At 57.5% G+C, this 20785-nt stretch carries 22 protein-coding genes and 3 pseudogenes; 8 read left to right on the top strand and 17 right to left on the bottom strand.

Features of this window, described 5'->3' with window-relative positions:
- Positions 1-639: 639 nt before the first annotated feature.
- From N7578_RS02535 to N7578_RS02545, 3 genes are all read right to left on the bottom strand, one after another.
- Positions 640-1347, bottom strand: coding sequence for a GntR family transcriptional regulator (locus tag N7578_RS02535; RefSeq protein WP_311108737.1), 708 nt, complete (start codon positions 1345-1347; stop codon positions 640-642).
- 2 nt (positions 1348-1349) lie between these two features.
- Positions 1350-2024 (bottom strand): GntR family transcriptional regulator, encoded by a 675-nt coding sequence (locus N7578_RS02540; RefSeq protein ID WP_311108738.1) that lies wholly within the window; start codon positions 2022-2024, stop codon positions 1350-1352.
- Positions 2025-2130: 106 nt separating this feature from the next.
- Positions 2131-4020 (bottom strand): TIM barrel protein, encoded by a 1890-nt coding sequence (locus N7578_RS02545; protein WP_311108739.1) that lies wholly within the window; start codon positions 4018-4020, stop codon positions 2131-2133.
- Between the two features lie 201 nt (positions 4021-4221).
- On the opposite strand from N7578_RS02545, the gene N7578_RS02550 reads away from it, so the two are divergent.
- The 6 genes from N7578_RS02550 (at position 4222) to N7578_RS02575 (ending at position 8612) form a co-directional block, all read left to right on the top strand.
- Entirely contained in the window at positions 4222-5052 is an 831-nt protein-coding gene (locus N7578_RS02550; protein ID WP_311108740.1) for a transporter substrate-binding domain-containing protein, read from the top strand.
- A gap of 103 nt (positions 5053-5155) precedes the next feature.
- Positions 5156-5599, top strand: a complete 444-nt coding sequence (locus tag N7578_RS02555; RefSeq protein WP_311108741.1) for a type II 3-dehydroquinate dehydratase — start codon at positions 5156-5158, stop codon at positions 5597-5599.
- 21 nt (positions 5600-5620) lie between these two features.
- Complete coding sequence (locus N7578_RS02560) at positions 5621-6289, top strand: amino acid ABC transporter permease (RefSeq protein ID WP_311108742.1); 669 nt, start codon at positions 5621-5623, stop codon at positions 6287-6289.
- Positions 6290-6301: 12 nt separating this feature from the next.
- Positions 6302-6943 carry an amino acid ABC transporter permease gene (locus tag N7578_RS02565; RefSeq protein ID WP_311108743.1) on the top strand — a complete coding sequence of 214 codons (642 nt, stop codon included), beginning with the start codon at positions 6302-6304 and terminating at the stop codon, positions 6941-6943.
- A 33-nt stretch (positions 6944-6976) separates the two neighbouring features.
- The gene (locus tag N7578_RS02570) at positions 6977-7750 is read left to right on the top strand and encodes an amino acid ABC transporter ATP-binding protein (RefSeq protein ID WP_311108744.1); all 774 of its coding nucleotides are present in this window, start codon (positions 6977-6979) and stop codon (positions 7748-7750) included.
- Positions 7751-7784: 34 nt separating this feature from the next.
- A complete protein-coding gene (locus N7578_RS02575; protein WP_311108745.1) occupies positions 7785-8612 on the top strand; it encodes a shikimate dehydrogenase in 828 nt (275 codons plus the stop codon).
- Positions 8613-8860: 248 nt separating this feature from the next.
- Here N7578_RS02575 and arsK read toward each other — a convergent pair whose 3' ends face one another.
- The 6 genes and pseudogenes from arsK to N7578_RS02600 form a co-directional block, all read right to left on the bottom strand.
- Positions 8861-10096 carry an arsenite efflux MFS transporter ArsK gene (arsK, locus tag N7578_RS02580; protein ID WP_311108746.1) on the bottom strand — a complete coding sequence of 412 codons (1236 nt, stop codon included), beginning with the start codon at positions 10094-10096 and terminating at the stop codon, positions 8861-8863.
- Positions 10093-10518: pseudogene (locus tag N7578_RS02585) on the bottom strand (NAD(P)H-dependent oxidoreductase); the annotation flags it as partial. The gene arsK and the pseudogene N7578_RS02585, both read right to left, overlap by 4 nt.
- A gap of 81 nt (positions 10519-10599) precedes the next feature.
- Positions 10600-10758, bottom strand: a pseudogene (locus N7578_RS23745) (arsenate reductase (glutaredoxin)); the annotation flags it as partial.
- Positions 10759-11193 (bottom strand): annotated as a pseudogene (gene arsN2 / locus N7578_RS02590) (arsenic resistance N-acetyltransferase ArsN2); the annotation flags it as partial.
- Entirely contained in the window at positions 11193-11723 is a 531-nt protein-coding gene (locus N7578_RS02595) for an arsenate reductase ArsC (RefSeq protein WP_311108748.1), read from the bottom strand. The pseudogene arsN2 and the gene N7578_RS02595, both read right to left, overlap by 1 nt.
- Positions 11720-12076, bottom strand: coding sequence for a metalloregulator ArsR/SmtB family transcription factor (locus N7578_RS02600; RefSeq protein WP_311108749.1), 357 nt, complete (start codon positions 12074-12076; stop codon positions 11720-11722). The genes N7578_RS02595 and N7578_RS02600 overlap by 4 nt, the downstream gene beginning before the upstream one ends.
- 42 nt (positions 12077-12118) lie before the next feature.
- Between N7578_RS02600 and N7578_RS02605 the strand changes: the two genes are divergently transcribed.
- Positions 12119-12643: a DUF6428 family protein gene (locus tag N7578_RS02605; protein ID WP_311108750.1), complete on the top strand. Its 525-nt coding sequence runs from the start codon at positions 12119-12121 to the stop codon at positions 12641-12643.
- Between the two features lie 188 nt (positions 12644-12831).
- Here the strand turns inward: N7578_RS02605 and N7578_RS02610 are convergent, their stop codons facing one another.
- From N7578_RS02610 to N7578_RS02620, 3 genes are read right to left on the bottom strand one after another with little or no spacing between them, the layout of a single operon-like run.
- Entirely contained in the window at positions 12832-13074 is a 243-nt protein-coding gene (locus N7578_RS02610; RefSeq protein ID WP_311108751.1) for a hypothetical protein, read from the bottom strand.
- Complete coding sequence (gene chrA, locus N7578_RS02615) at positions 13075-14484, bottom strand: chromate efflux transporter (RefSeq protein ID WP_311108752.1); 1410 nt, start codon at positions 14482-14484, stop codon at positions 13075-13077.
- Between the two features lies 1 nt (position 14485).
- Complete coding sequence (locus N7578_RS02620; protein ID WP_311108753.1) at positions 14486-15301, bottom strand: sulfurtransferase/chromate resistance protein; 816 nt, start codon at positions 15299-15301, stop codon at positions 14486-14488.
- A 354-nt stretch (positions 15302-15655) separates the two neighbouring features.
- On the opposite strand from N7578_RS02620, the gene N7578_RS02625 reads away from it, so the two are divergent.
- A complete protein-coding gene (locus tag N7578_RS02625) occupies positions 15656-16123 on the top strand; it encodes an Lrp/AsnC ligand binding domain-containing protein (RefSeq protein WP_311108754.1) in 468 nt (155 codons plus the stop codon).
- Positions 16124-16176: 53 nt separating this feature from the next.
- Here the strand turns inward: N7578_RS02625 and N7578_RS02630 are convergent, their stop codons facing one another.
- The 5 genes from N7578_RS02630 to N7578_RS02650 form a co-directional block, all read right to left on the bottom strand.
- A complete protein-coding gene (locus N7578_RS02630; protein WP_311108755.1) occupies positions 16177-16902 on the bottom strand; it encodes an ABC transporter ATP-binding protein in 726 nt (241 codons plus the stop codon).
- Positions 16899-17657, bottom strand: a complete 759-nt coding sequence (locus N7578_RS02635; RefSeq protein ID WP_311108756.1) for an ABC transporter ATP-binding protein — start codon at positions 17655-17657, stop codon at positions 16899-16901. Before N7578_RS02635 ends, N7578_RS02630 begins: the two co-directional genes overlap by 4 nt.
- Positions 17647-18537 (bottom strand): branched-chain amino acid ABC transporter permease, encoded by an 891-nt coding sequence (locus tag N7578_RS02640; RefSeq protein ID WP_311108757.1) that lies wholly within the window; start codon positions 18535-18537, stop codon positions 17647-17649. Before N7578_RS02640 ends, N7578_RS02635 begins: the two co-directional genes overlap by 11 nt.
- Positions 18530-19423 (bottom strand): branched-chain amino acid ABC transporter permease, encoded by an 894-nt coding sequence (locus N7578_RS02645; RefSeq protein ID WP_311108758.1) that lies wholly within the window; start codon positions 19421-19423, stop codon positions 18530-18532. Before N7578_RS02645 ends, N7578_RS02640 begins: the two co-directional genes overlap by 8 nt.
- Positions 19424-19574: 151 nt before the next feature.
- Positions 19575-20690 (bottom strand): ABC transporter substrate-binding protein, encoded by a 1116-nt coding sequence (locus tag N7578_RS02650; protein WP_311108759.1) that lies wholly within the window; start codon positions 20688-20690, stop codon positions 19575-19577.
- Positions 20691-20785: the final 95 nt, after the last annotated feature.

The following is a 20785-nucleotide window of genomic DNA, read 5'->3' on the forward strand; positions in this document are numbered from 1 at the left end:
GCGCAACCTTTCGAAAATGCCGAGAGCGGAGGACGTGTTTCTGAAATCATGTGTCATGCGTTCCCTCTTTTTTGATTGTGCTGAGCGCTTGCTCAGTCGGGATGTGCAATGCACGTTTCATGCCAGTTTTTATGAAACTGCAGTTTCATATTTATTATCAGTTATTTGGTTCGTATTCATGCGGGAGGTAGACGCGATTATCATTTCAACGGTGATGAAATTCAGTGCGTGAGGTAATGATTTTGCCTAAAATTTGCCTAAGCACGTTTATTGGTAAAAAAATAGGCGAATAAGCGATCCGTATGATGCCTGGCCATGAAAATCGCATCCGATGCGGAGGCGAAACCTGTTTAGGGTTGATGGGAACCACCATTCAATAAACGGCTCTGTGATATCGCAGTCGCAGCCGGCACATAGCTGCCGTATCCTCGTTGGCGAATTTGACGCGGGCTTTCGGCTTTGATGTGCCTGCTCTGGCAACGTAGGCGGAAACATCCCTCGGCGCGCGAAAATAGAGGTCGGTGAATTCCGTGGCGCGGGCTTTCGCCGCAGGCGAATATGCTGACCCATGCAACATACCCGCTGTGCCACCTATGAAGTGAAACGAGGCAGATATTTCAATGCCTTGTAAACTCGCGACTATGATGTTCGTAGAAGGAAATGTGGCTCCTTCAGGATGTGGTCAACGCCTTTTTGGATATGGCCCTTTATTATTTGCTTTGCACCATCCGCGTCTCTCGCAAGCGCCCGTTCAAAGAGAAGCTTGTGGTCATCGACAACTGCATTGCCTCGAAAACTTCCGGCTAGCATATGATATCGAAGGAAGCGGTCGAATACCGACGACAAATTTTGCAGAAGCGTTGTGGAATTGCTTGCCGCAACTATCGCCTTGTGGAATTCCCAATCACATTGGACCCAGTCGATCGTGCGGGCAACATCACCGGCGAGCAGCCTGCGCTCTACCGCAGCCAGTCGATGATGCGCAGCCACGATCGAGCCTTCCCACTCAAGATCCCCTGCCGCGAATGAAAGGCCAATCGCATGACATTCCAGCACAATTCGAAGGTCAGCAAGTTCCGTCAGTTCTTGCCTGGATACGGGGCTGACCTCGAAGCCACGCTGGCCTTCCGCAAGCACCAGATTCTCAGCTGATAATCTGCAAAGGATCTCCCTCAGTGAGGAAATGCTGATCGAATATCGTTCGCGAGCCTTCTCAAGCTTGATCTTGGAGCCGGGTGGCAGGATTCCAAGAATAATATCTTGGCGCAGCCTCCGGAAGACCGCATCGGTGACGCTTTCGCTGACGCCATTCACGTGTTTGTGCTCACCTGATCTTTCTTCGCTCATGATCAATCCTGAAGCGGCGACTTTCTCGCCAATGCATGCTCGACCCCGCCCTGGATATGCAAGCCAAGGATTTTCTTTGCCTTCTCCTGGTCTCGCTCGAGGGCGGCATTGAGGAGTTGCCTGTGTTCATCTGCAGCAATCTCGCCACGATAGGAGAGGGCAACCATCTGGTAGCGGAGGTATTTGTCGAAGACGGCGGCATGGGTTTCCATGAGCAGCCTAGACCCGCAAGCGGAAATCAGGGCCTGATGAAATTCCCAATCGTACCGTTTCCAATCTTCTGTCTGACTGGTATCGCCGCTGGCCATGATGCTTTCCATGCGAGCGAGTTTGTAATGCGCCGAGACGAGCCGGGCCTCCCAGTCGACGTCACCCCTTTCGAATGACTGTTCCAATGCATGTGTTTCCAACAGCAGGCGCAGGGCGGCGATCTCTTTCAGATCCGTCGATGACATCGGCGCCACGTTGAAGCCGCGTTGACCCTCCGCCGCAACAAGACCCTCGGAGGCCAGGCGATTGAGAATTTCCCTCAGCGTGCTGACGCTGGTGTCATAGGTCTCTTTGAGTTTTTCGAGTTTCAACTTTTGCCCGGGGGCAAGGCGTCCGAATATAATGTCGGCCCGAATTCTCTTGTAACTGTTTTCGGCAACTGTTTCGGTTGGTAATTCGGGTAGCATTTGCACATCTCATAGATTTTCTTGATCCTCATACATCTTTTGTTTGCTTTTTTAAACCCGTGCGATCGCAGGTAAGCAGACGCGGACAACATGTCGCCACCATTGATCAAAGTCTTGGTAAGCCATCGGGCCTGAGAGCCTTCTTCAACGCTGCAATACGGAATATGGCGTTGGCCGCTCCGTATCCGCGATATCCACTCCGCTGCACGATCTCGAAAAAGAAGCCTTCGCCAAAAGTCGTGCTGTAAAGCTGGAAATATTCGCCATGATCGTCCCGGTCATAGAGGATATTGTCGGCCTTCAATCGCTCGGTCAGGGCGGGATCGAGGCCAAAGCGAGCCTCTATATCTTCGTAATAATTCGGAGATATCGGCAGAGGTTGGAAGCCGTTGATGCGCAGTGCCGCGACTGTCGCAAATATATCGTCGGTATGGAACGCTATATGCTGTATGCCCGAACCGAACCTCTCTGCGATGAAATGGCCGGCCAGCGTGCGGCGATTTTCCGCTCCGTTCAATGTCAACCGCAGAGTGCCTGTGCCGTTTTCCACGACCTGACTGCGCACCACTCCGGAGGGGTCGATGATATCGACCACCGGCGTCTTGGCGGCCTCGAAGATGGATGTATAAAACAATAGCCAGGTCAGCATCTCTTCGTAGGCAACCGTCTGGGCGACGTGGTCGATATGGGTGAGATGGGCTGAGGCGATGCGTGCGTCGTCGGGAGCCGGTGTGAAGTCGATCTCCATGAACCGGCCGAGGTCGCTTTTATCATCTATGAAATAGATCAGTCCGCCCCCCACACCGTGGATCGCCGGAATTTGTGCTTCTCCCTGGCCTACAGGCTGCTCGAAGGGCTCAGCGCCGAGCGCGCGAGCGCGCGCATATGCCTGCCCGGCATCATCGACAATCAGAGCGACTGCATAGGCTGACGTGCCATGAACGGCGAAAGACGCATTCGTGAAGCCTTGCTCGTCAGTATTCAGCAAAAGGCGGATCTTACCCTGTTCGAAAATCTGGACTTTCTTGGAGCGATGAACGGCAGTCCTGCGAAAGCCGAGCGTCCTGAGAATGGCGGCAAGTGTTTCAGCATCCTTCTCGTCGGTTGAAAACTCGATGAAACCTACACCGTTGACAGCAGCGCGATCTGGCATGCTCGCAACGGTTAACGTCGAGGCGTCGGGTTTTCGACGAACCTGGTCCCCCAGATAGATCAACGAGCGATGACCGTCCGCTGCAATCGTTCTTGGGGAGCCACCCCGGAACTGGTCATTGAAGATTTCCAACGACAGATAGCCGTCATAGCCGGTGGCGGCGACAGCTTCTGTAAACGCCGTGACCGGCAGGTCGCCTTCGCCCGGCATGTTGCGGAAATGCCGTGACCAATAGAGCAGATCCATTTCAATCAGCGGCGCGTCTGCCATCTGCACTATGAAGATTTTGTCCTTCGGGATTGAACGGATCGAATTGACGTCTATCCGTCGCGACAGGGTATGAAAACTGTCCAGTATGAGGCCGATATTGGGATGGTCTGCACGCCGCACGATCTCCCACGCGTCGCGGTGATCATTGATATGCCGCCCCCAGGCCAGTGCCTCGTAGCCCACCCGAAGTCCACGCCTTGCCGCGCGCTCGCCGAGTTCGTGAAAATCCGATGCAGCCCGATCGATGCCGCCGAGCGAGGCAGGCGAAACGTTGGAGCAAACGAGCACGAGGTCGGTGCCGAGCTGTTGCATGATATCAAACTTGCGTTCGGCGCGGTCGAAAGTGCGGCTTCGTAACGGCTCCGGCATGCCTTCGAAATCCCGGAAGGGCTGGAAAAGCGTGATTTCCAACCCGTGGTCGCGAACCATTCGGCCGACATCGACCGGGCTGCCGTCGAAGGCCAGGAAATCATTCTCGAAGATTTCCACGCCGTCGAAGCCGGCTGCCGCAATCGCTGCGAGTTTCTCGGGAAAATCTCCGCTGATCGACACCGTGGCAATCGATGTTTTCATTATTTCCTCCTCCTGGAACAATCCGCCTTTTGTAATGCAGAAAAATCGTAATTCGATTATCGACATAAATGCCGAAACAAATTTTATCAGACATTATAGAAAAACTATGTTGATTTGAAAATGGTCTTATGCCAATTTTGGCGCGTTATCAGCTGGAGGAGAGCTGGTGGGCCTATTTGGCTATTTGAGGAGGAGCCCCTAATGTTTGAATTCAAATTGAATAGACGTCGCGCCTTGTTGGGCGCCGCGGCAATTGTTGCCGCAGCATCGCTATCTTACCCTGCCGCAGCGGTTACCCCGGCCGAGATCAAGGCCAAGGGTAAGCTGGTCGTCGGTATCCAGGGGGACAACCCGCCTTGGGGCTTCGTAACGAGTGCAGGCAAGCAGGACGGCTTTGATGCCGAAATGGGCGCTCTATTCGCCAAGGAACTCGGTGTCGACGTGGAATTCGTCCCGCTCGAGGTCAACAACCGCATTCCTGCGCTGACGTCGGGTCGTGTAGACATTCTTTTCGCAACGATGGCGATGCTGCCGGACCGCGCAAAAGCCGTGCAGTTCAGCCAGCCCTATAATGCGAATGCAATCGTCCTGATCGGCCCCAAAGACAAGGTCATCAAGACGAACGAGGATATGGCCGGCCTGACGATCAGTGTTGCGAAGGGGGCAGCTCAGGATACCCAGGTCACGAAGAATGCGCCATCGACCGCGACCATTCGGCGATATGACGGGGACGCGGCTAGCGTCCAGGCGCTAGCTTCCGGTCAGGTCGACGCACTCGGCGGCAACATCTTCTATCTCGATCGCGTCGAGAAGGCTGTGCCGGGTAAATTCGAGAACAAGCTCGAATTCCAGAAGCTCTACAACGGAGCCTGCACCCGCCTGGGCGAAAAAGAGATCAACGTCGCGGTGAACGAGTTCATCGACAAGATCAAGGCGAATGGCGAACTGAAGAAAATCTACGACAAGTGGATGAAGGTGCCAGTACCGGAATTCCCGACGAGCCTCGAAGGCATTTCATTCACCGCGAACTGAGCTTTGGCTCTTCGCACGCCCTGAATTGGCGAGGCGGCACCCGGTTGGGGTGCCAGCATCGGCGCTTGGTTATCACCAGCGTCGGTGCTGCCGGGAGTTTTTCATGCGCAAGACGATTTTTGTTCTCAATGGACCAAATCTCAACCTTCTGGGCGAGCGGGAGCCATCCATATATGGCACGACAACCCTTGGCGATATTCGGGAAAGATGCGAGGCGAAAGCCGCGTCTTTGGGTTTTTCTGTCGATTTTCGCCAGACGAATTTCGAGGGTGAACTGGTGGAATCCGTTCATCAGGCGCGGAAAGATGCCTGCGGCATCATCATCAATCCGGCAGGATATACCTTTACGTCGATAGCCTTGCTGGACGCCCTGAAGACTTTCGACGGCGCGAAGATAGAGCTGCACATATCCAACGTGCACGCACGCGAAAGCATCTATCACAATTCACTGATTTCGCGCACCGCGACCGGCATCATGATCGGCTTTGGTGCCCGCGGTTATGAACTGGCGATCGAAGCCATGGCCGGCATGGTCGAGCTTTCCTGAGAACGCACCGCAGGAGATATCATGAACTACACCCTTGATTTCACTCCGGTCATCGAAGGCCTGCCGAACCTCTTATGGGCCTGTCTCGGGACTTTTACGCTCGCGATATGCGGCATGCTTCTGGCGATCGTGATCGGCATCGGTGGTGTTATCCTGCGCCAATCGCCGTTCAAGCCGCTGCGCTGGCTCGTTATTGCTTTCGTTGAGCTGATCCGAAATACACCTTTTCTGGTCCAGATCTTCTTCATCTATTTCGCGTTGCCGCTGGCTGGCATCAGGCTTGATCCGACGCCAACCGCGATCATAGCGCTCGGCATCAATGGCGGTGCCTATGCCATCGAGATCATCAGGGGGGGCGTGCAGTCCATTTCCAAGGGGCAGATGGAGGCAGGGCTGGCTCTCGGGCTGCACAAGGCTCAGGTCTTCCGCCTCATCATTCTCAAGCCTGCCCTGCGAGCGATTTATCCCTCCCTGACGAGCCAGTTCATCCTGTTGACTCTGACGACCAGCATCGCATCTGCAATTTCGGCCTATGAACTGACTTCGGTATCGCAGCGGATCGAGTCCGACACTTTCCGCAGCTTTGAGGTCTATTTCACCGTGACGGCGTTCTACCTCGTCATTTCGTGGGTGATGATGCGTATCTTCGCGCTCTTTTCCGCACGCTATTTCAGCTACCCGGTCAGATAAGGAGGAAATCGAATGGGACACGAAGAATTTCTTTTCCTTCTGGCAGGCCTCAAATGGACGGTCGCTCTTTCGGTGGTCGCCTTCGTATGCGGCTGCATCGCCGGGCTGGTGGTGGCCTTGGCGCGCACGTCGGGTATCGGTTTCGTTGAAAAACTGACAGCGGGTTACATCGCAATCTTCCAGGGCACACCGCTGCTGATGCAGCTTTTCGTGGTTTATTACGGACTTGCCTTGATCGGTATCCAGATGGATGCATGGGCGGCGGTCTCAGTCGGCCTGACGCTGCATGCGAGCGCCTTTCTCGGAGAAATCTGGCGTGGTTCGATCGAAGCTGTCCCGCGTGGCCAGACGGAAGCCGCGAAGGCTTTGAGCCTCGGTTACGTGTCGCGGATGAAGGACGTGGTCCTTCCTCAGGCGATACGCATCTCACTTCCGGCAACGATCGGCTTCCTGGTGCAGCTCATCAAGGGCACCTCGCTCGCCTCGATCGTCGGCTTCACCGAGCTTACCCGGGCCGGCAACATCATCTCGAACCAGATCTTCCAGCCATTGACCGTCTTCGGTGTGGTCGGAGCTCTCTATTTCCTGATGTGCTGCCCCCTGACCATCTACGGCGCCCATCTCGAGCGCAAGTTCCTGACCGCCAGCCGCTAGGCTTTGCGGGTCGAGAAATCCGGAGTTTCATTGATGAACCAGACAGTCACAACCAGCGAAAATTCCACCGAACCCATGATCAGCCTGTCCGGTGTCGGCAAATGGTATGGTGCATTTCAGGCCCTTGACAATATCAACATGACTGTGGCGAAGGGCGAGAAGATCGTGCTCTGCGGTCCTTCGGGAAGCGGAAAATCGACGCTGATACGCTGCATCAACCATCTCGAGGCCTATCAGAAGGGCGAGATTCATGTCGGCGGCATCATGCTCGGGCATGGATCCAAGACGATCGATGCCGTTCGTCGCGAAGTCGGCATGGTCTTCCAGCAGTTCAATCTCTTTCCTCATCTGACCGTGCTGCAAAACTGCATGCTGGCACCGATGAGGGCGCTCGGCCTTGACAAGGCACAAGCCGAGGATCGCGCCCGCCAGTTGCTGGAGCGGGTCAAGATATCCGAACAGGCGGAAAAATACCCGGCGCAGCTCTCAGGCGGGCAACAGCAACGCGTCGCCATCGCACGTGCCCTCTGCATGCGGCCGAAGGCCATGCTTTTCGACGAGCCGACCTCGGCGCTCGACCCGGAAATGGTCAAGGAAGTGCTCGATACGATGATTGCACTGGCCGAAGAGGGGATGACGATGATCTGTGTGACCCATGAAATGGGTTTCGCCCGCCAGGTGGCTGATCGCGTCATCTTCATGGCGAGTGGCGCGATCGTTGAGGAAGCGCCTCCCGCCGAGTTCTTTTCAAATCCTACACATGAACGCACCCGGAAGTTCCTTGGCGAAATTCTCGGGCGACATTGATGAGATGCGGGCGCATAGCCGGAAGGTAAGGCCGATGATAAACGGCAACACAAAACTCATCGCACATCTCGGTTTCCCGACGCACTCGTTCAAGGCACCGTTAATCTACAATCCCTATTTTGAGAAAAACGGCATCGACGCGGTCGTGGTGCCTATGGGATGCCGACCCGAAGACTACCAGGCCTTTCTCAAACTGATCTTTCGCCTTTCCAATATCCACGGCGCCCTGATCACGATGCCGCACAAGATTACGACCATGGGATTGCTGGACGAGATTTCCACCAATGCGCAGGTGGCGGGAGCGTGCAATGCGGTTCGGATCGGATCGGGTGGTCGCCTCGTCGGCGACATGTTCGATGGTGAAGGGTTTGTTCGCGGTATGCTGCGCAGGGGACGGGAGATCGCCGGAAAAAAGGCGATCATGGCTGGAGCCGGGGGCGTGGGCTCGGCGATCGCCGCATCGCTGGCCAACGCGGGATTGGCGGAACTGGCGCTATCCGATGCTTCCATCCCCATGATGCAGGGCCTCGTGGACCGGCTGCACCAGCATTATCCGACGCTGCGTGTGGAGGGCGCGACAACCGATCCGAACGGATATGACATAGTCATCAACGCAACACCGCTTGGTATGAATGACGATGACCCGTTGCCTTTTGATGTCGCCCGGATCGCGCCGTCTGCCTTCGTTGGCGAGGTGGTGTTGAGCAGGGAAATAACCCCGTTTCTGGCTGCGGCCCGCGCTCGGGGCTGCGAGTATCAGGTCGGAACCGATATGTTGTTCGAGCAGATCCCGGCCTATCTCGAATTCTTCGATCTTCCCACGACTTCGGCGGAAGAACTTCGCGCCGTCGCCAAGATCTGAGGGAGGTGTTGCTTATGGGGAGCTGGCCTGATCGGACGTGAACGTACTACCCCTGACCCCGACTACCGATCAGCCCGCATCAAGGGCTCGTGCAAAGGGTCGTTTGAGGAAAGGTCGGCAACCCCGAATAGGTGAGCTCCGGCGATATCGTTCCGAGAAGCAAAGCCGCATATGACCTGACGCGCAGATGTCGGCTTGATGTTGCCGACGGGCCAGAGGAGTTTTTCAAGCTTTGCCTGGATATGGGGCTAGGTCTCAGCACGGCCGAAAGTGGGATGCAATCGTTCAGCCAGGTGTATTAGCCGGCCAATCGCGATAAATGCGAGTACGGCAATGGCACCAATCCCGGCGGCAACCGTCAGTGACCACGACACCCCGATGTTCTTCATCATGAACGCCAGAATAAATGGCGCGGTTGATGAAATCACCAGCCTGATCGCCAGCACCTGTCCCTGTCGTTTCCCGTAACCCTCGCTGCCAAACAGCGCGAGCGGCAGGGTTCCCTGCACGATACTGCTCAAGCCCGAGCCGAGCCCGAAAACGACGGCGAACACCAGCGCGCCGGCTACGGACGGCGCCGTCAGAATGAGAAGGGCCAGTCCCGCGGGCAGGAGTACGGCGGAGATCAGCGCCAGCGTCAACTGCGACAGCCCGCCTCCGAACACCATGTTGGTGAGGCGGCTCAAGACCTGTGAAGGACCAAACAGGGTGCCGACCATCACGGCCATGGCTCCAAGCCCCAGTCCCGACAGCACGGGAACCATGTGAACGAGGAGTGCGGCATTGACGAAGCTTTCCAAGGCAAAGCCGGTCACCATCAACGCGAAGGCTGGCGTGCGGATCGACGGCGGCAGGCTGGCCTCGACAAGTTTCGCTGGGTGGTCCGGGGCCTGCTTACGGGTCTTGCTGACGCTGGATGACAGCCAGGCATGGATCGGCAGGCAAATCGCGACGTTGAGCCCCGCGAAGACCAGATAGACTGCCTGCCACGACAGATGCGCGTGCAGTGCCGTCGTGATCGGCCAGAAGATTGTCGAAGCGAACCCCGCGATCAGTGTCAGATAGGTAATGCTACGCTGTGCGACCTTCGGATTGATCTGCACGAGCAGTGCGAAGGCCGCACCATATTGCACCAGATTGGATGCCGTCTCGATCGCGATCAGCGCTGCGACGAAGGTGACGTTTCCGGATGAGAAAGCGCAGGCGACCAGTGCGGCGGCGGCGATTGCGGAGCCACCCGTCATCACGCGGCCCGCCCCGAAGCGATCGATCCATTTTCCCATTGTCGGGGCGGCTAGGCCGCCGATCAGGAGCGCAGCCGACAATGCCCCGAAAATCCATTCCGACGACCAGTTCAGATCCCGCGCCATGGCGGGTGCGAGAATGCTGAAGCTGTAATAGAGCGTTCCGTAGCCGATGATCTGCGTGAGACCGAGGGCAAGGATCGCGGCGACAGGCGGCCGTTCGATGTTGATCTTCGTCATATGGATTTGAGGCTCACGCGCTGTTCAAGTTTCTCTGCTTCCTCTTTCCGTTCGCTGTCGCGATCGGCCACATAGGCCGATGCGTTACACGTCAGCCGCGTAAACTTCACGAACTCCTCGCAGACGTCGACGACACGGTCATAATAGGATGAGGGTTTTATGCGGCCGTCGGCGTCGACCTCCTGGAAGGCCTTAGCCACCGACGACTGGTTCTGAATGGTGATCATTCGCATCCAACGGCCGAGGATGCGCATCTGGCATAGTGCATTGAAGGACTGTGAACCGCCCAAAACCTGCATGATCGCCAGCGTTTTGTCTTGCGTCGGGCGGACCGGACCGACCGAGAGCGGGACCCAGTCGATCAGCGATGTCATGATCCGGGTCATCGCGCCGTGTCGTTCCGGGCTGACGCAGACCTGGCCCACTCAGCGGACCGGCACATCGCGCAGTTATTGTGGCTTTGGGTAGCGGACCGGAGCGTTTTCGGCGAAGCGGCTGGCAGATCAGACAAGGCGCTTGCCTCCGTCATCGAGCACTTTCTCGTCATCTTCTTTGGTGGAGGCGTCTCTGTGCGTATCCGGAAGGATGTCGAGTTCGGCTTCCGATGGGCGTGCGAGCGGCGTGATGACAAACGGCCGATTGATCAGGATCGGGTCCTTCAGAAGGCTCCGCACCATCAGCGCAGCGGATGCCGCGCACAGGCTTGCGGCTTGGCGCGTGGCTAGGATTTCGGCCGGCGCTTTGTTGCGAGCGATCGGACGAAAGCCGAGCGATTGAAAAAAAGGCGCGGCCGATTCCGTTAGCAGATAGGCTTTGCCCGCACCCTTCCTATAAGCCTCATCAAGCAGGCCAATGGTGATCGCATGGCCAAACCCGAAGCCTCTCTGCGCGGGCAGCACGACAATGGATCGTAGCAGTGCGGCCTCGCCATGGAGTTCCAGCCCGCCGAAGCCGACCGTCTCGCTGTCACGTGAAAACCGATAGAAGCTTCGGCCAGCATCTGTGAGATCATCAACGGGAAGCCCCGCGGCGGCTAGTGCCGCACGCAAGCTCTCCTCGTGGCTTTCCACCACCTGTCGATGAAGGGCAACAGCCATCAGCCTACCCTCGGTTGTTCGATGCTGGCGCCTTCCATCGTGCCGATCCGGCGCAAATGCGTTTCAAGCGCCAGCTTGTCGATTGAGGACAAAGTCAGGCTGATGAAGGACATGATACGACTTTTGAGGAAGTGGGCACCTTGAGCAAAAGCACGGCCGATCTCCACTTCGCTGCCTTCAACCGCGGCAGGGTCTTCGACGCCCCAATGAGCCGTCATCGGATCACCGATCCAGACCGGACAAGCCTCGCCGACAGCGCTGTCGCAGACCGTGAAAATGAAATCCATTTCCAGTGCACCGGGAGTTGCGAATTCATCCCAGCTCTTCGAACGAAAACCTTCTGTCGGATAGCTGAGCACGGCAAGCTCTTTCGGGCTGTGTGGATTGACTTCGCTCTTCGGCTGGCTGCCGGCGGAGTAGGCCTGGAAGCGGCCCTTGCCTTCCGCATTCAGGATCGACTCCACCAGAATAGACCGGGCCGAGTTGCCGGTGCAGAGGAAGAGAACGTTGTAAACGCGGTCGGTCGTCATTGCAGTTTCTCCTCCATCTTAGGTGTGCAGCAGGCCGCTACCTCCGCCGCCGGAGCGAGGATTTCCGGGTGACCGGAACAGCAGTCTTCCATCAGGAAGCGGACGAGGCCGCCAAGCGCTTCATAGTTCGCCGTGTAGATGATCGAACGGGATTCGCGTTCCTGCGCGATCAGGCCGGAGCGTTCAAGCTCCTTCAGGTGGAATGAGACGTTCGACGGCGACACCTCGGCTTTTTCGGCAATAGCGCCTGCAGCCATGCCGTCGGGACCGGCAATCACGAGCATGCGGATGATGTGCAAACGGGTCTCTTGGGACAGCGCGCCGAATGCGATGAGGGCTTGACGTTGATCCATATTTCAATAATCCTTGAATTATTTAAGCAAGGAATAGCGCAGATGAATGCGATCGACAACAGCAAAATGCAGAAGGACGATATCTCCCTCGGGGAGCTCATGAGCGTGCTTGCAGCCAACAGGGATTCGCCGCTGGTATTCCATTACGATGGGCGACAGGTGAAGCCCGGCTATCACGTGACAGAGGTCAAGGCCGGGAAGTTCTCGGCGCTCGACTGCGGCGCCAATCCAGAAACCTGGAACGAGATTTTCATTCAGCTCTGGGATGTCGAGGAAGGCGACCGCACGCATATGCTGGCGGGTAAGTTCTACGCGATCATCCGCAAAGTCACGGAACATGTCCAACTCGACGACACGGCCAAGTTGACGTTCGAAGTCAGTGACGGTGTACAGCCGATGCAGCTTTATTGCGCTTCGATGCCGACACTTCACGGCGATGCGGTCCATGTCGAGCTCTCGCCACGCCCAGCGAGCTGCAAACCTCGCGATCGGTGGTTGGCGGAGCAGCAGACCCAAGCTCAACCGTGCTGTGGCCCATCGACCGGAAAAAGCGCCTGCTGCGGCTAAGGTATGCTGCCGCTCCCCGCAGCGCCTCAGGCCCGAACCCCACCATCTCGTCGCGGCATATGTAGGAGCGGATCACGCCTTACGGCAGCCGCTCCCGAACACTCCCAGCCGCTACCTCCAGTACCCGAAGCAGGGACGTGCCGCCGCGTGTCTTATCGTAGAGCTCGACCGTCCAGACGCCCTAGCCGTTATTGTCGAGGTTGCGTTTCAGCACTCAGGGGGCGTTCGTCGTAAGTATCACCGGAAACGACTGGCGGAATTCTGCCACCGAGCGATAGATCGGCGTGTCCATGCCCCAGCCCATATGTCTCGTCGAGCACCGCAGGCTCCGGCGTGAACCCCGCAGTCTCCAGTTCATCGACGATCCTGTAGTAGCGACCGCTGGTCTTGATCGCCGCGCCAGACGATTGCGACGTTTGGAGCGGTCCCATTCATGGATGAACTCCAAATGCCAGTCCATAGGCAAGTCCGGCAAGGGCACATGCCGCCAGCACCTTCAGCATGCCCATCTTGAAACGGAAGACGGCAATGACAGCGGCAAGTGTCAACACGAGCGCCGGCAGGTTGACCGAACTCAGCACGGGAACGTCGGCGGACATCCCAAAGCCGTCGACCTTTCTGACCTCGGAAAATAGAACGTGAAGGGCAAACCAGAGCGCCAGATTGAGGATGATGCCTACGACCGCGGCGGTGATCGCCGACAGAGCTGATGACAGCGCCTTGTTGCGGCGGAGCGTCTCCATGAATGGCCCGCCGAGCAGGATCCAAAGGAAACACGGGACGAAGGTGATCCACGTCGTCAATAGGCCACCGAGCGTGCCGGCAAGCAGGGGAGACATGCCGCCCGGCGACCGGTAGGCGCCCAGGAAGCCGACGAACTGCGTGACCATGATCAGCGGGCCGGGCGTCGTTTCGGCCAGACCCAGACCGTCCAGCATCTCGCCCGGCTTCAGCCAGCCATAGTGGTTGACCGCTTCTTGCGCCACGTAGGACAGCACCGCATAAGCGCCGCCGAACGTCACCATCGCCATTTTCGAAAAGAAGACGGAGATATCGGAGAAGACATTGTGCTGGCCGAGGAAGATGAACAGAAGCAGGATGGGTCCGAACCAGGCGATCCCACCGACGACGGCGACCTTCGTAAGCCACCGCGTGTTCGGATGGGTGTGTTCGGGAATTCCTTCGCCGAGCAGGCTGTCGGCGTCGGCGAGGTGTTTGCCACCGGCCTTGCCATGACCACCCCCTGCGGCGAAGGCCTTCCAGCCTGCCTTGCTGCCGATGAAGCCGATCAACCCCGCGACGATGACGACCAGAGGGAACGGCGCCTGGAACAATGCCAGAGCCAAGAAGGCGGCCGCTGCCAGCGCGATCATAACGTTGTTCTTCAGCGATCTGCTGCCGATGCGGAGGACGGCACCTAGCACAATGGCGAGAACGGCCGCCTTCAGCCCGAAGAACAGCGCCTGCACGGCCCCGACGTTGCCGAAGATCGCATAGATCCAGCTCAGGCCCATGATCGCGACCGCGCCCGGCAGAACGAACAGCGTTCCCGCCACCAGAGCCCCCTTCGTCTTGTGAAGGAGCCAGCCGATGTAGATAGCAAGTTGCTGCGCCTCGGGGCCGGGCAGCAGCGTGCAATAGTTCAGGGCATGCAGAAAACGGTCGTCGCCGATCCAACGCTTTTCCTCCACGATGATCCGGTGCATGACTGCGATCTGTCCAGCTGGGCCACCGAAGCTTAGAGCGGCGACACGTGCCCAGACCTTCACCGCCTCAGAGAACGGCAGGTCGTGTCCGGTCGCTGCATCTGGTCTGCTTTCTTCGCTCAATATCGTCGCCATGTTATTGCCCCGCCCTTGCGTTCGGCCAGTTATGCGTTTCGTCGGTCGCATCCCGGCACCATCGGTAGAAGGCGTCGTAGAGTATCATTCCCGCTTCCAGCTGTTCGAGATCGTCGTTGTACATCCGCGACAGACCGAGCGATGCAGCAAGAAACCCCGGTACCTCCGGCGCAAGATCCGGGCGATCGGTGTCCGCGCCCCGGACGATCTTGGCGAGGTGGAGGAGAGGATCGGACCTCAGTCCGAACTCCTCGATCATCACGTCGAAGGTGCAGAGTTCGCCGCGGTGGGACCAGAACACGCCCTCGATGTCGAAGGGCGTCGCTCCGAAGCGGTCGCCGATAAGCGAGACCTCGGATTGCGGAACGAATAGGAAGACGGCAGCGGGATCCACGAAACGGCGGATCAGCCAGGGGCACGCGATCCGGTCTATCTTCGGGCGCGAGCGCGTCACCCAGACCGTGCGGCCCTGCTCGTCGCGCGGCGGCGTTCTGTCATCTGGGACAAGCATGCCACCGGCCTTCCTCCAGGCATCGAAGCCGCCTTCGAGAACCTCGGCATGTCTGCCGGCGTGCCTCAGATAAGCAGCGACGCCGTGGCTGAGCTTCTTTCCCTGCTGGCAGACGATCACCACCGGTCCGGTGATCCCGGAAGCCCATGCGGAGACGTTGCGGTAGTCCTGCCGGATCGACCCGGGGAGAAGCCTTGGGTCTGCGGCGAAGTCTTCGTCTATACGAACGTCGATCAGCGTCGGCGCACCCGGTGTTCCGACGATTCGGCTAAGCTTGTCTGGGTTGATTTCAAGAAATGACGGCATGGCAGCGCGTCCTCCGTTCAAGCGGGTTAAAGGACGCGATTCTTCGGCCGTGGCCTCGTGGGGCGATCGCAGCCCCATGACGCAAGGGTCGCAAAGCACGGCCGCTATGTCAAGCTGCCCATCAGCAGGTCTTCGCTTGCGGGCGTGCTTGCCCAGATCGTGTGATGACCTCGAACAATGGCAACGAACCGGCATCGACGACGGAACGGCAGACGATTGGAAGGGAAAAGAGCGCGCTCTTGCCCGCGGAGATTCATTTATCAATCAAATGATGCGGGATGCCGTATTCCGTCAGCCATTGACTGCAATATATTTTATAATATATCTCAGTGTATATTTTGAGAGGTGCCGCTTTTGCTACCACTTGACAAGACGGATCGACGAATTCTGACCATCCTGCAATCCGAAGGCCGGATCACTAACAGTGAGCTGGCGCAAAGGCTTGGTATTCCGCAGACTTCCATGAGTGACCGGTTTCGACGCCTCCAGCGTGATGGTTTCATCACCGGCTTTGGCTGCCGCCTCAATCCGGGCCTCATCGGTTACGATCTGCTGGTCTTCATCGAGGTTCTGCTGGACAAAACGACACCAGATGTTTTTGAGAAGTTTGCGCTTGCCGTAAAACGGGCGCCGGAAGTGCTGGAATGCCACATGGTCGCCGGCGGTTTTGATTATCTGGTAAAAACCCGGTTGACGAACATGAATGCTTACAGGCGTTTCCTTGGTGAGATTGTGCTCAGTTGGCCAGGTGTTTGCGAAACCCGTACCTATGCGGTGATGGAAGAGATCAAGAACGATGGAGCGCTGCCACTTTTCCTTTAAGCAGACTGTTGCAAGGCGCTAAGCCGCCTTGCAACAGTTCCGATTGTCGATGTCTAGGCCGCCTCGATCTCAGCACCGAGATAGAGTTTGCGCATGGCCGGGTCCTGCAGCAATTCGGATGCATTGGCCGTCAACGCGACATGTCCCAATGACAGCACATAAGCACGATCTGCAATGCCAAGCGCCTCAAAGGCGTTCTGCTCGACCATAAGGATGCACATGTCCTCGCTGTCGCGGATCGATGCGATGGCGTCGAAGACGTCATGCATCATCAGTGGTGACAGACCCGCCGAGGGCTCATCGAGAAGCAGAATTTCCGGCCCAGAGATCAGCGCCCGTGCCAGGGAGAGAATTTGCCTTTCACCGCCGGAAAGGGCCGAGGCCTTCCGGTTCTTCTTCGTCGCGAGTGCCGGATATTGCTGCATCAGCCCGTCGAAACGCTTTTCTTTCTCTTGCTTTTCAAGCAGACGAGCCCCCAGCATGATGTTTTCAACCACCGTCAAGGTGCCGAATACGTTGTCCGTCTGCGGTACATAACCGACCTTGTGGTAACGGACCTTTTCGTGGATCGGAACGTTGCTGACCTCCTGACCCTTGAAGGTGATACTGCCTGCGCGCGGGCGGACGTAGCCTGCTATCGTCTTCAGAAGGGTCGACTTGCCACAGCCGTTTGGGCCCAGGATGGTCACGATTTCCCGAGGATTTGCTGTCAGCGAGATACCTGTAAGAATGTCGGCGCCGTCGCCATAACCGGCGCGAATGTCCTTGGCTTCGATCATAGCGTGGTCTTTCCCTTTTCAACGGCTTTGCCGAGATATGCCTCGACCACGCGCGGATTGTCTTCAAGTTCTCTGGGTGTGCAGTCAGCGATGATTTCGCCGCGGTCGAGAACAACGCAGCGCGAACAAAGGTCGCGAATGAACAGCATGTCGTGTTCCACCACCAGAATGGCGACACCGGCATCCCGGTAGCGCTTGAGGATCGCCACCATATCCGCCCTCAGATTGGGGTGAACACCCGCGGTCGGTTCATCAAGGCACAGCAGGTGCGGTTTACTGCGCAAAGTGGTTGCCACCGACAGGAGTTTCTTCTGGCCGCCAGACAGCGCGCTGGCCGGAAGATCGGCCACGTGCGTCAGCCGGAATGCCTCCAGCAGCGTTTCCAACTCATCGTCGAAGCTGAAACGGCTGAAGATGGAGCGAAGGCCGGCCTTGCGACTTGCCCCGGCCTGCAGCACTTCCCGAACCGTCATCTTGTGCGGCATTGCGGGAAGCTGGAACGTTCGTACCAGACCCTGCATCGTCACGCGTTGAGGCGACGCATTGACGATCTCTGCATTGGCGAGGCGGATGCTGCCGCTGTCGGCCGGCAGGAAGCCGGAGATAACATTGAGTGCCGTGCTTTTGCCAGAACCGTTTGGCCCGAGCAAACCGACAATCTCTCCCTCCGCGACGTTGAAATTGACGGCTTCCAGGACACGGTGAGCACCGAATGCCTTTGAAACGCCCTCAAGTTCCAGAAGTTTAACGGTCATGATTTCCTCCCACTCTTTCAGGGAAAAGTCCATTCGGACGCCAGAGGAGAAAGGCGAGCAGGCCACCGCCGACGATGACGAGCCGGGCGGCGGCTACGAAATCGGTCGGCAGATTCAGCGCGTCCTTGACGAAGGGGACGTAGGCCATGGCAAATTGCATGACGATGGCGCCGGCGACCACACCCCAGTTGTTGCCGATGCCGCCAATGATAACCATCGACCAGATAAGGAAGGTTTCGGGCGAGAACAATTGATCCGGGCCGACGAACGTCAGGTAGTGCGCGTAAAGAAAGCCGGAAAATGCGGCGATGGCGGCACTGATAAGCATAACGATACGGCGGATTGCATCGAGGTCATATCCAAGCGAGCGGGCGAGTTGCGGTTCTTCACGCATCAGCTTCATGGCCAGGCCGAATGAACTTTTGACGATCCTCTGGCAGATGAACCAGACGAGCGCCAGAACGATGACATAAAGCGCCAGTCGAGCCATTCCATCGTAAGGTTTGAATTCGGCGAAAAGGAGCGATAAGCCAGATATTCCCTGTGCACCACCTGTCAGTGACTGCTCGTTGGTAATGGAGATGCGTAGGATTTCTGCGATCGACAGCGTGGCGATGCCCCAATAGTCGCTCGACAGTTTTCGTCCGAGACGAGCGTAAAAGAGGGCAAGAAGCGCTGCAAAAACAAGACCGACAGGCAGGCCGACGAGTGGATGCCAACCCATGCCTTTTGCAAGGGCCGCGCCATATGTGCCGCAACCGAAAAGCGCGATAAGACCAAAATTGACGAGCCCCGTAAAACCCGCCTGCAGGTTGAGACTGAGCGCCAATATGCCGTAAAGGCAGGCGATCGAAGCGACATGGATAAAGAAATCAAACACGGTTCACCTCGCTGGTAAACAGGCCGCGCGGGCGAAAAAGCAGAAAGACGACGAGGATGGCAAAGGACGCCACAGGCGCGTAGCTTGCAGGAAGAAAATAGAAATCCTCACCGACAAAGGGGCCGATGTTGGTATTGGTGATGGCGGTTTCGGCGGCGGCGATGACGATTGCGCCGACGATCGCGCCAAGCGCATTGCCGAGCCCGCCGAGAATGGCGGCGGCAAAGACCGGAAGCATCATGTTGGTGCCGAGATCGATGCTGACGCTGCCGCGCATGGCAAGGGTGATGCCGCCAAGGGCTGCAAGAATTCCGGAGAGAAAAACGACGATGTTGGTAACGCGGCGTGTGTCGATCCCTGTGGCGGCGGCGAGAACACCGTTCGTTGCCGTTGCGCGCATTTCCCGACCGAGACCAGTCTTGAAAAGAATAAGTGCGAAAAGGCCGAGCGCGATCGCCGTTACCACCAGCGTGGTGACCTGGTGATCGGTGATGCGGGCACCAAGAATGCGCATTGCAGGTGAAACCTGCAATTTGAAGCGGTAGGCCGTCGGGCCATAAGTCAGCAGAAAGACCGCCGAGAGGATCATGCTGAGCGCCAGCGAGCCGATCAATGCAATGGCGGAATCAGACTTCAGCAAGCGTTCGAAGATCAGAATATTGAAGATGACGGCGAGAAGTCCAACGACGAGCGCCGAGGCAAGGCCAGCCACGAACAGGGGCAGGCCGATGGCATGCAGTGACATCGCCACGAAAGCGCCTACCACGGCATATTGCACAAGTGCGACATTGGGGAATTTGATCAGGGAGTAAACGGCACTCAATGCAACGGCGATGAGAGCCAGATCGACGGACCTGATCAGGAGGTCGAAAAGGAATTGAAACATGGACACGTCCGTCTGGGCAACTCCGGACGAGGCTGCAGTCGTCAGTCCGGAATGTGTGAAAGGGAAGGCGACTGGCCGTTATTCCTGCCATCGGGCAGGCTGTCGGCCCAGATGAAAATGCCCGTAGCAATCGCAACGGGCATTGCTGACATCAGTCGTATGCGACGAGCTTTTCGCCATCGACCTTGAACTTGAGATAGGGCTGATGCGTCCGCTGGCCGTCCGCATCAAGCTTGATCTCACCGGTTGCGCCCTTGACGCCTTCCTTGCCCAGATCGTCGATCGCTTTGATAACGGCAGCTTTATCGGTGCCTCCGGCCTTGTTCAGTGCGGCCGCCGCGAACAGAACGGCATCATGTGCGTAACCACCATAGGCGGAGAGGAAGCCCTCACCGTAGGTCTTTTCGTATTCGGTTTTGTAGGTGTCACCGCCATCGCCGATATAGCCGACGTCCATGCCAATGAGGCCCGCCTTGAAGTCGGCCGGCGTATCCTTGTTCATCATGGTGATTAGGATCGAATACCAGGGCTTGCCTTCCTGAAGACCAAGTTCGAAGGCTTCCTGCATGATGAGCGCCCCTTCGGTGCCGTAGGCCGTGAAGACATAGGCGTCGGGTGCGGAGGCTTCCACCTGCTGCAGTTCGCGGCGATAGGTGGACTGGCCGATGGTATACATGACCGTGGTGGCGATTTCACCGCCCTTCGCAGTGAAATGCTTCTTGAACTCTTCGGCAACACCCTGACCGAACGCGTTGTTCATTGCCAGGACAGCAACCTTCTTCCAGCCATGATCGATGACGTCCTGCGCGGCGAATTCGGTCGATACGTTGTCGAGGCCGACTACGCTGTAGGAGGTTGCGCCGATACCGCGAACCAGGCCGCTGGTGGAGGCCGGGTTGATATGGGGCATGCCTTCCTGAACCAGATATTGGCCTAGCGGAATGGTGTTGCCGGAAGAATACTCGCCGATGACGATCGGCACCTTGTCCACGGAGACAAGTTTTTTGGCGGCGTCGATGGCGGTCTGCGGTTTGCCGCCGGAATCTTCGACTATGACCTTCAGTTGTTTGCCCAGGACACCGCCGTTGGCGTTGATCTGCTTGACGGCAAGCTCGATACCGCGGCTCTGGTCCTTGCCGGTGGTGGCACTCGCACCTGAGAGCGGAATGACTGCACCGATTGTGATATCGTCAGCCTTGGCGGGAGCCATGCTCGACAGTCCAGCCAGCATGGCGGCGACAGTTGCGCTGATTGCGATCTTCTTCATTTTACCCCTCTTTCCGTTCTTTAACGGGACAGGGAAACTCTAGGGGCAGGCGCGCCGTAGCTATAGAAGATATATCGAACGATATACGTAGAGAT

It is taken from the genome of Agrobacterium tumefaciens (assembly GCF_031801495.1).
GTDB classification, from domain to species: Bacteria; Pseudomonadota; Alphaproteobacteria; order Rhizobiales; family Rhizobiaceae; genus Agrobacterium; species Agrobacterium tumefaciens_K.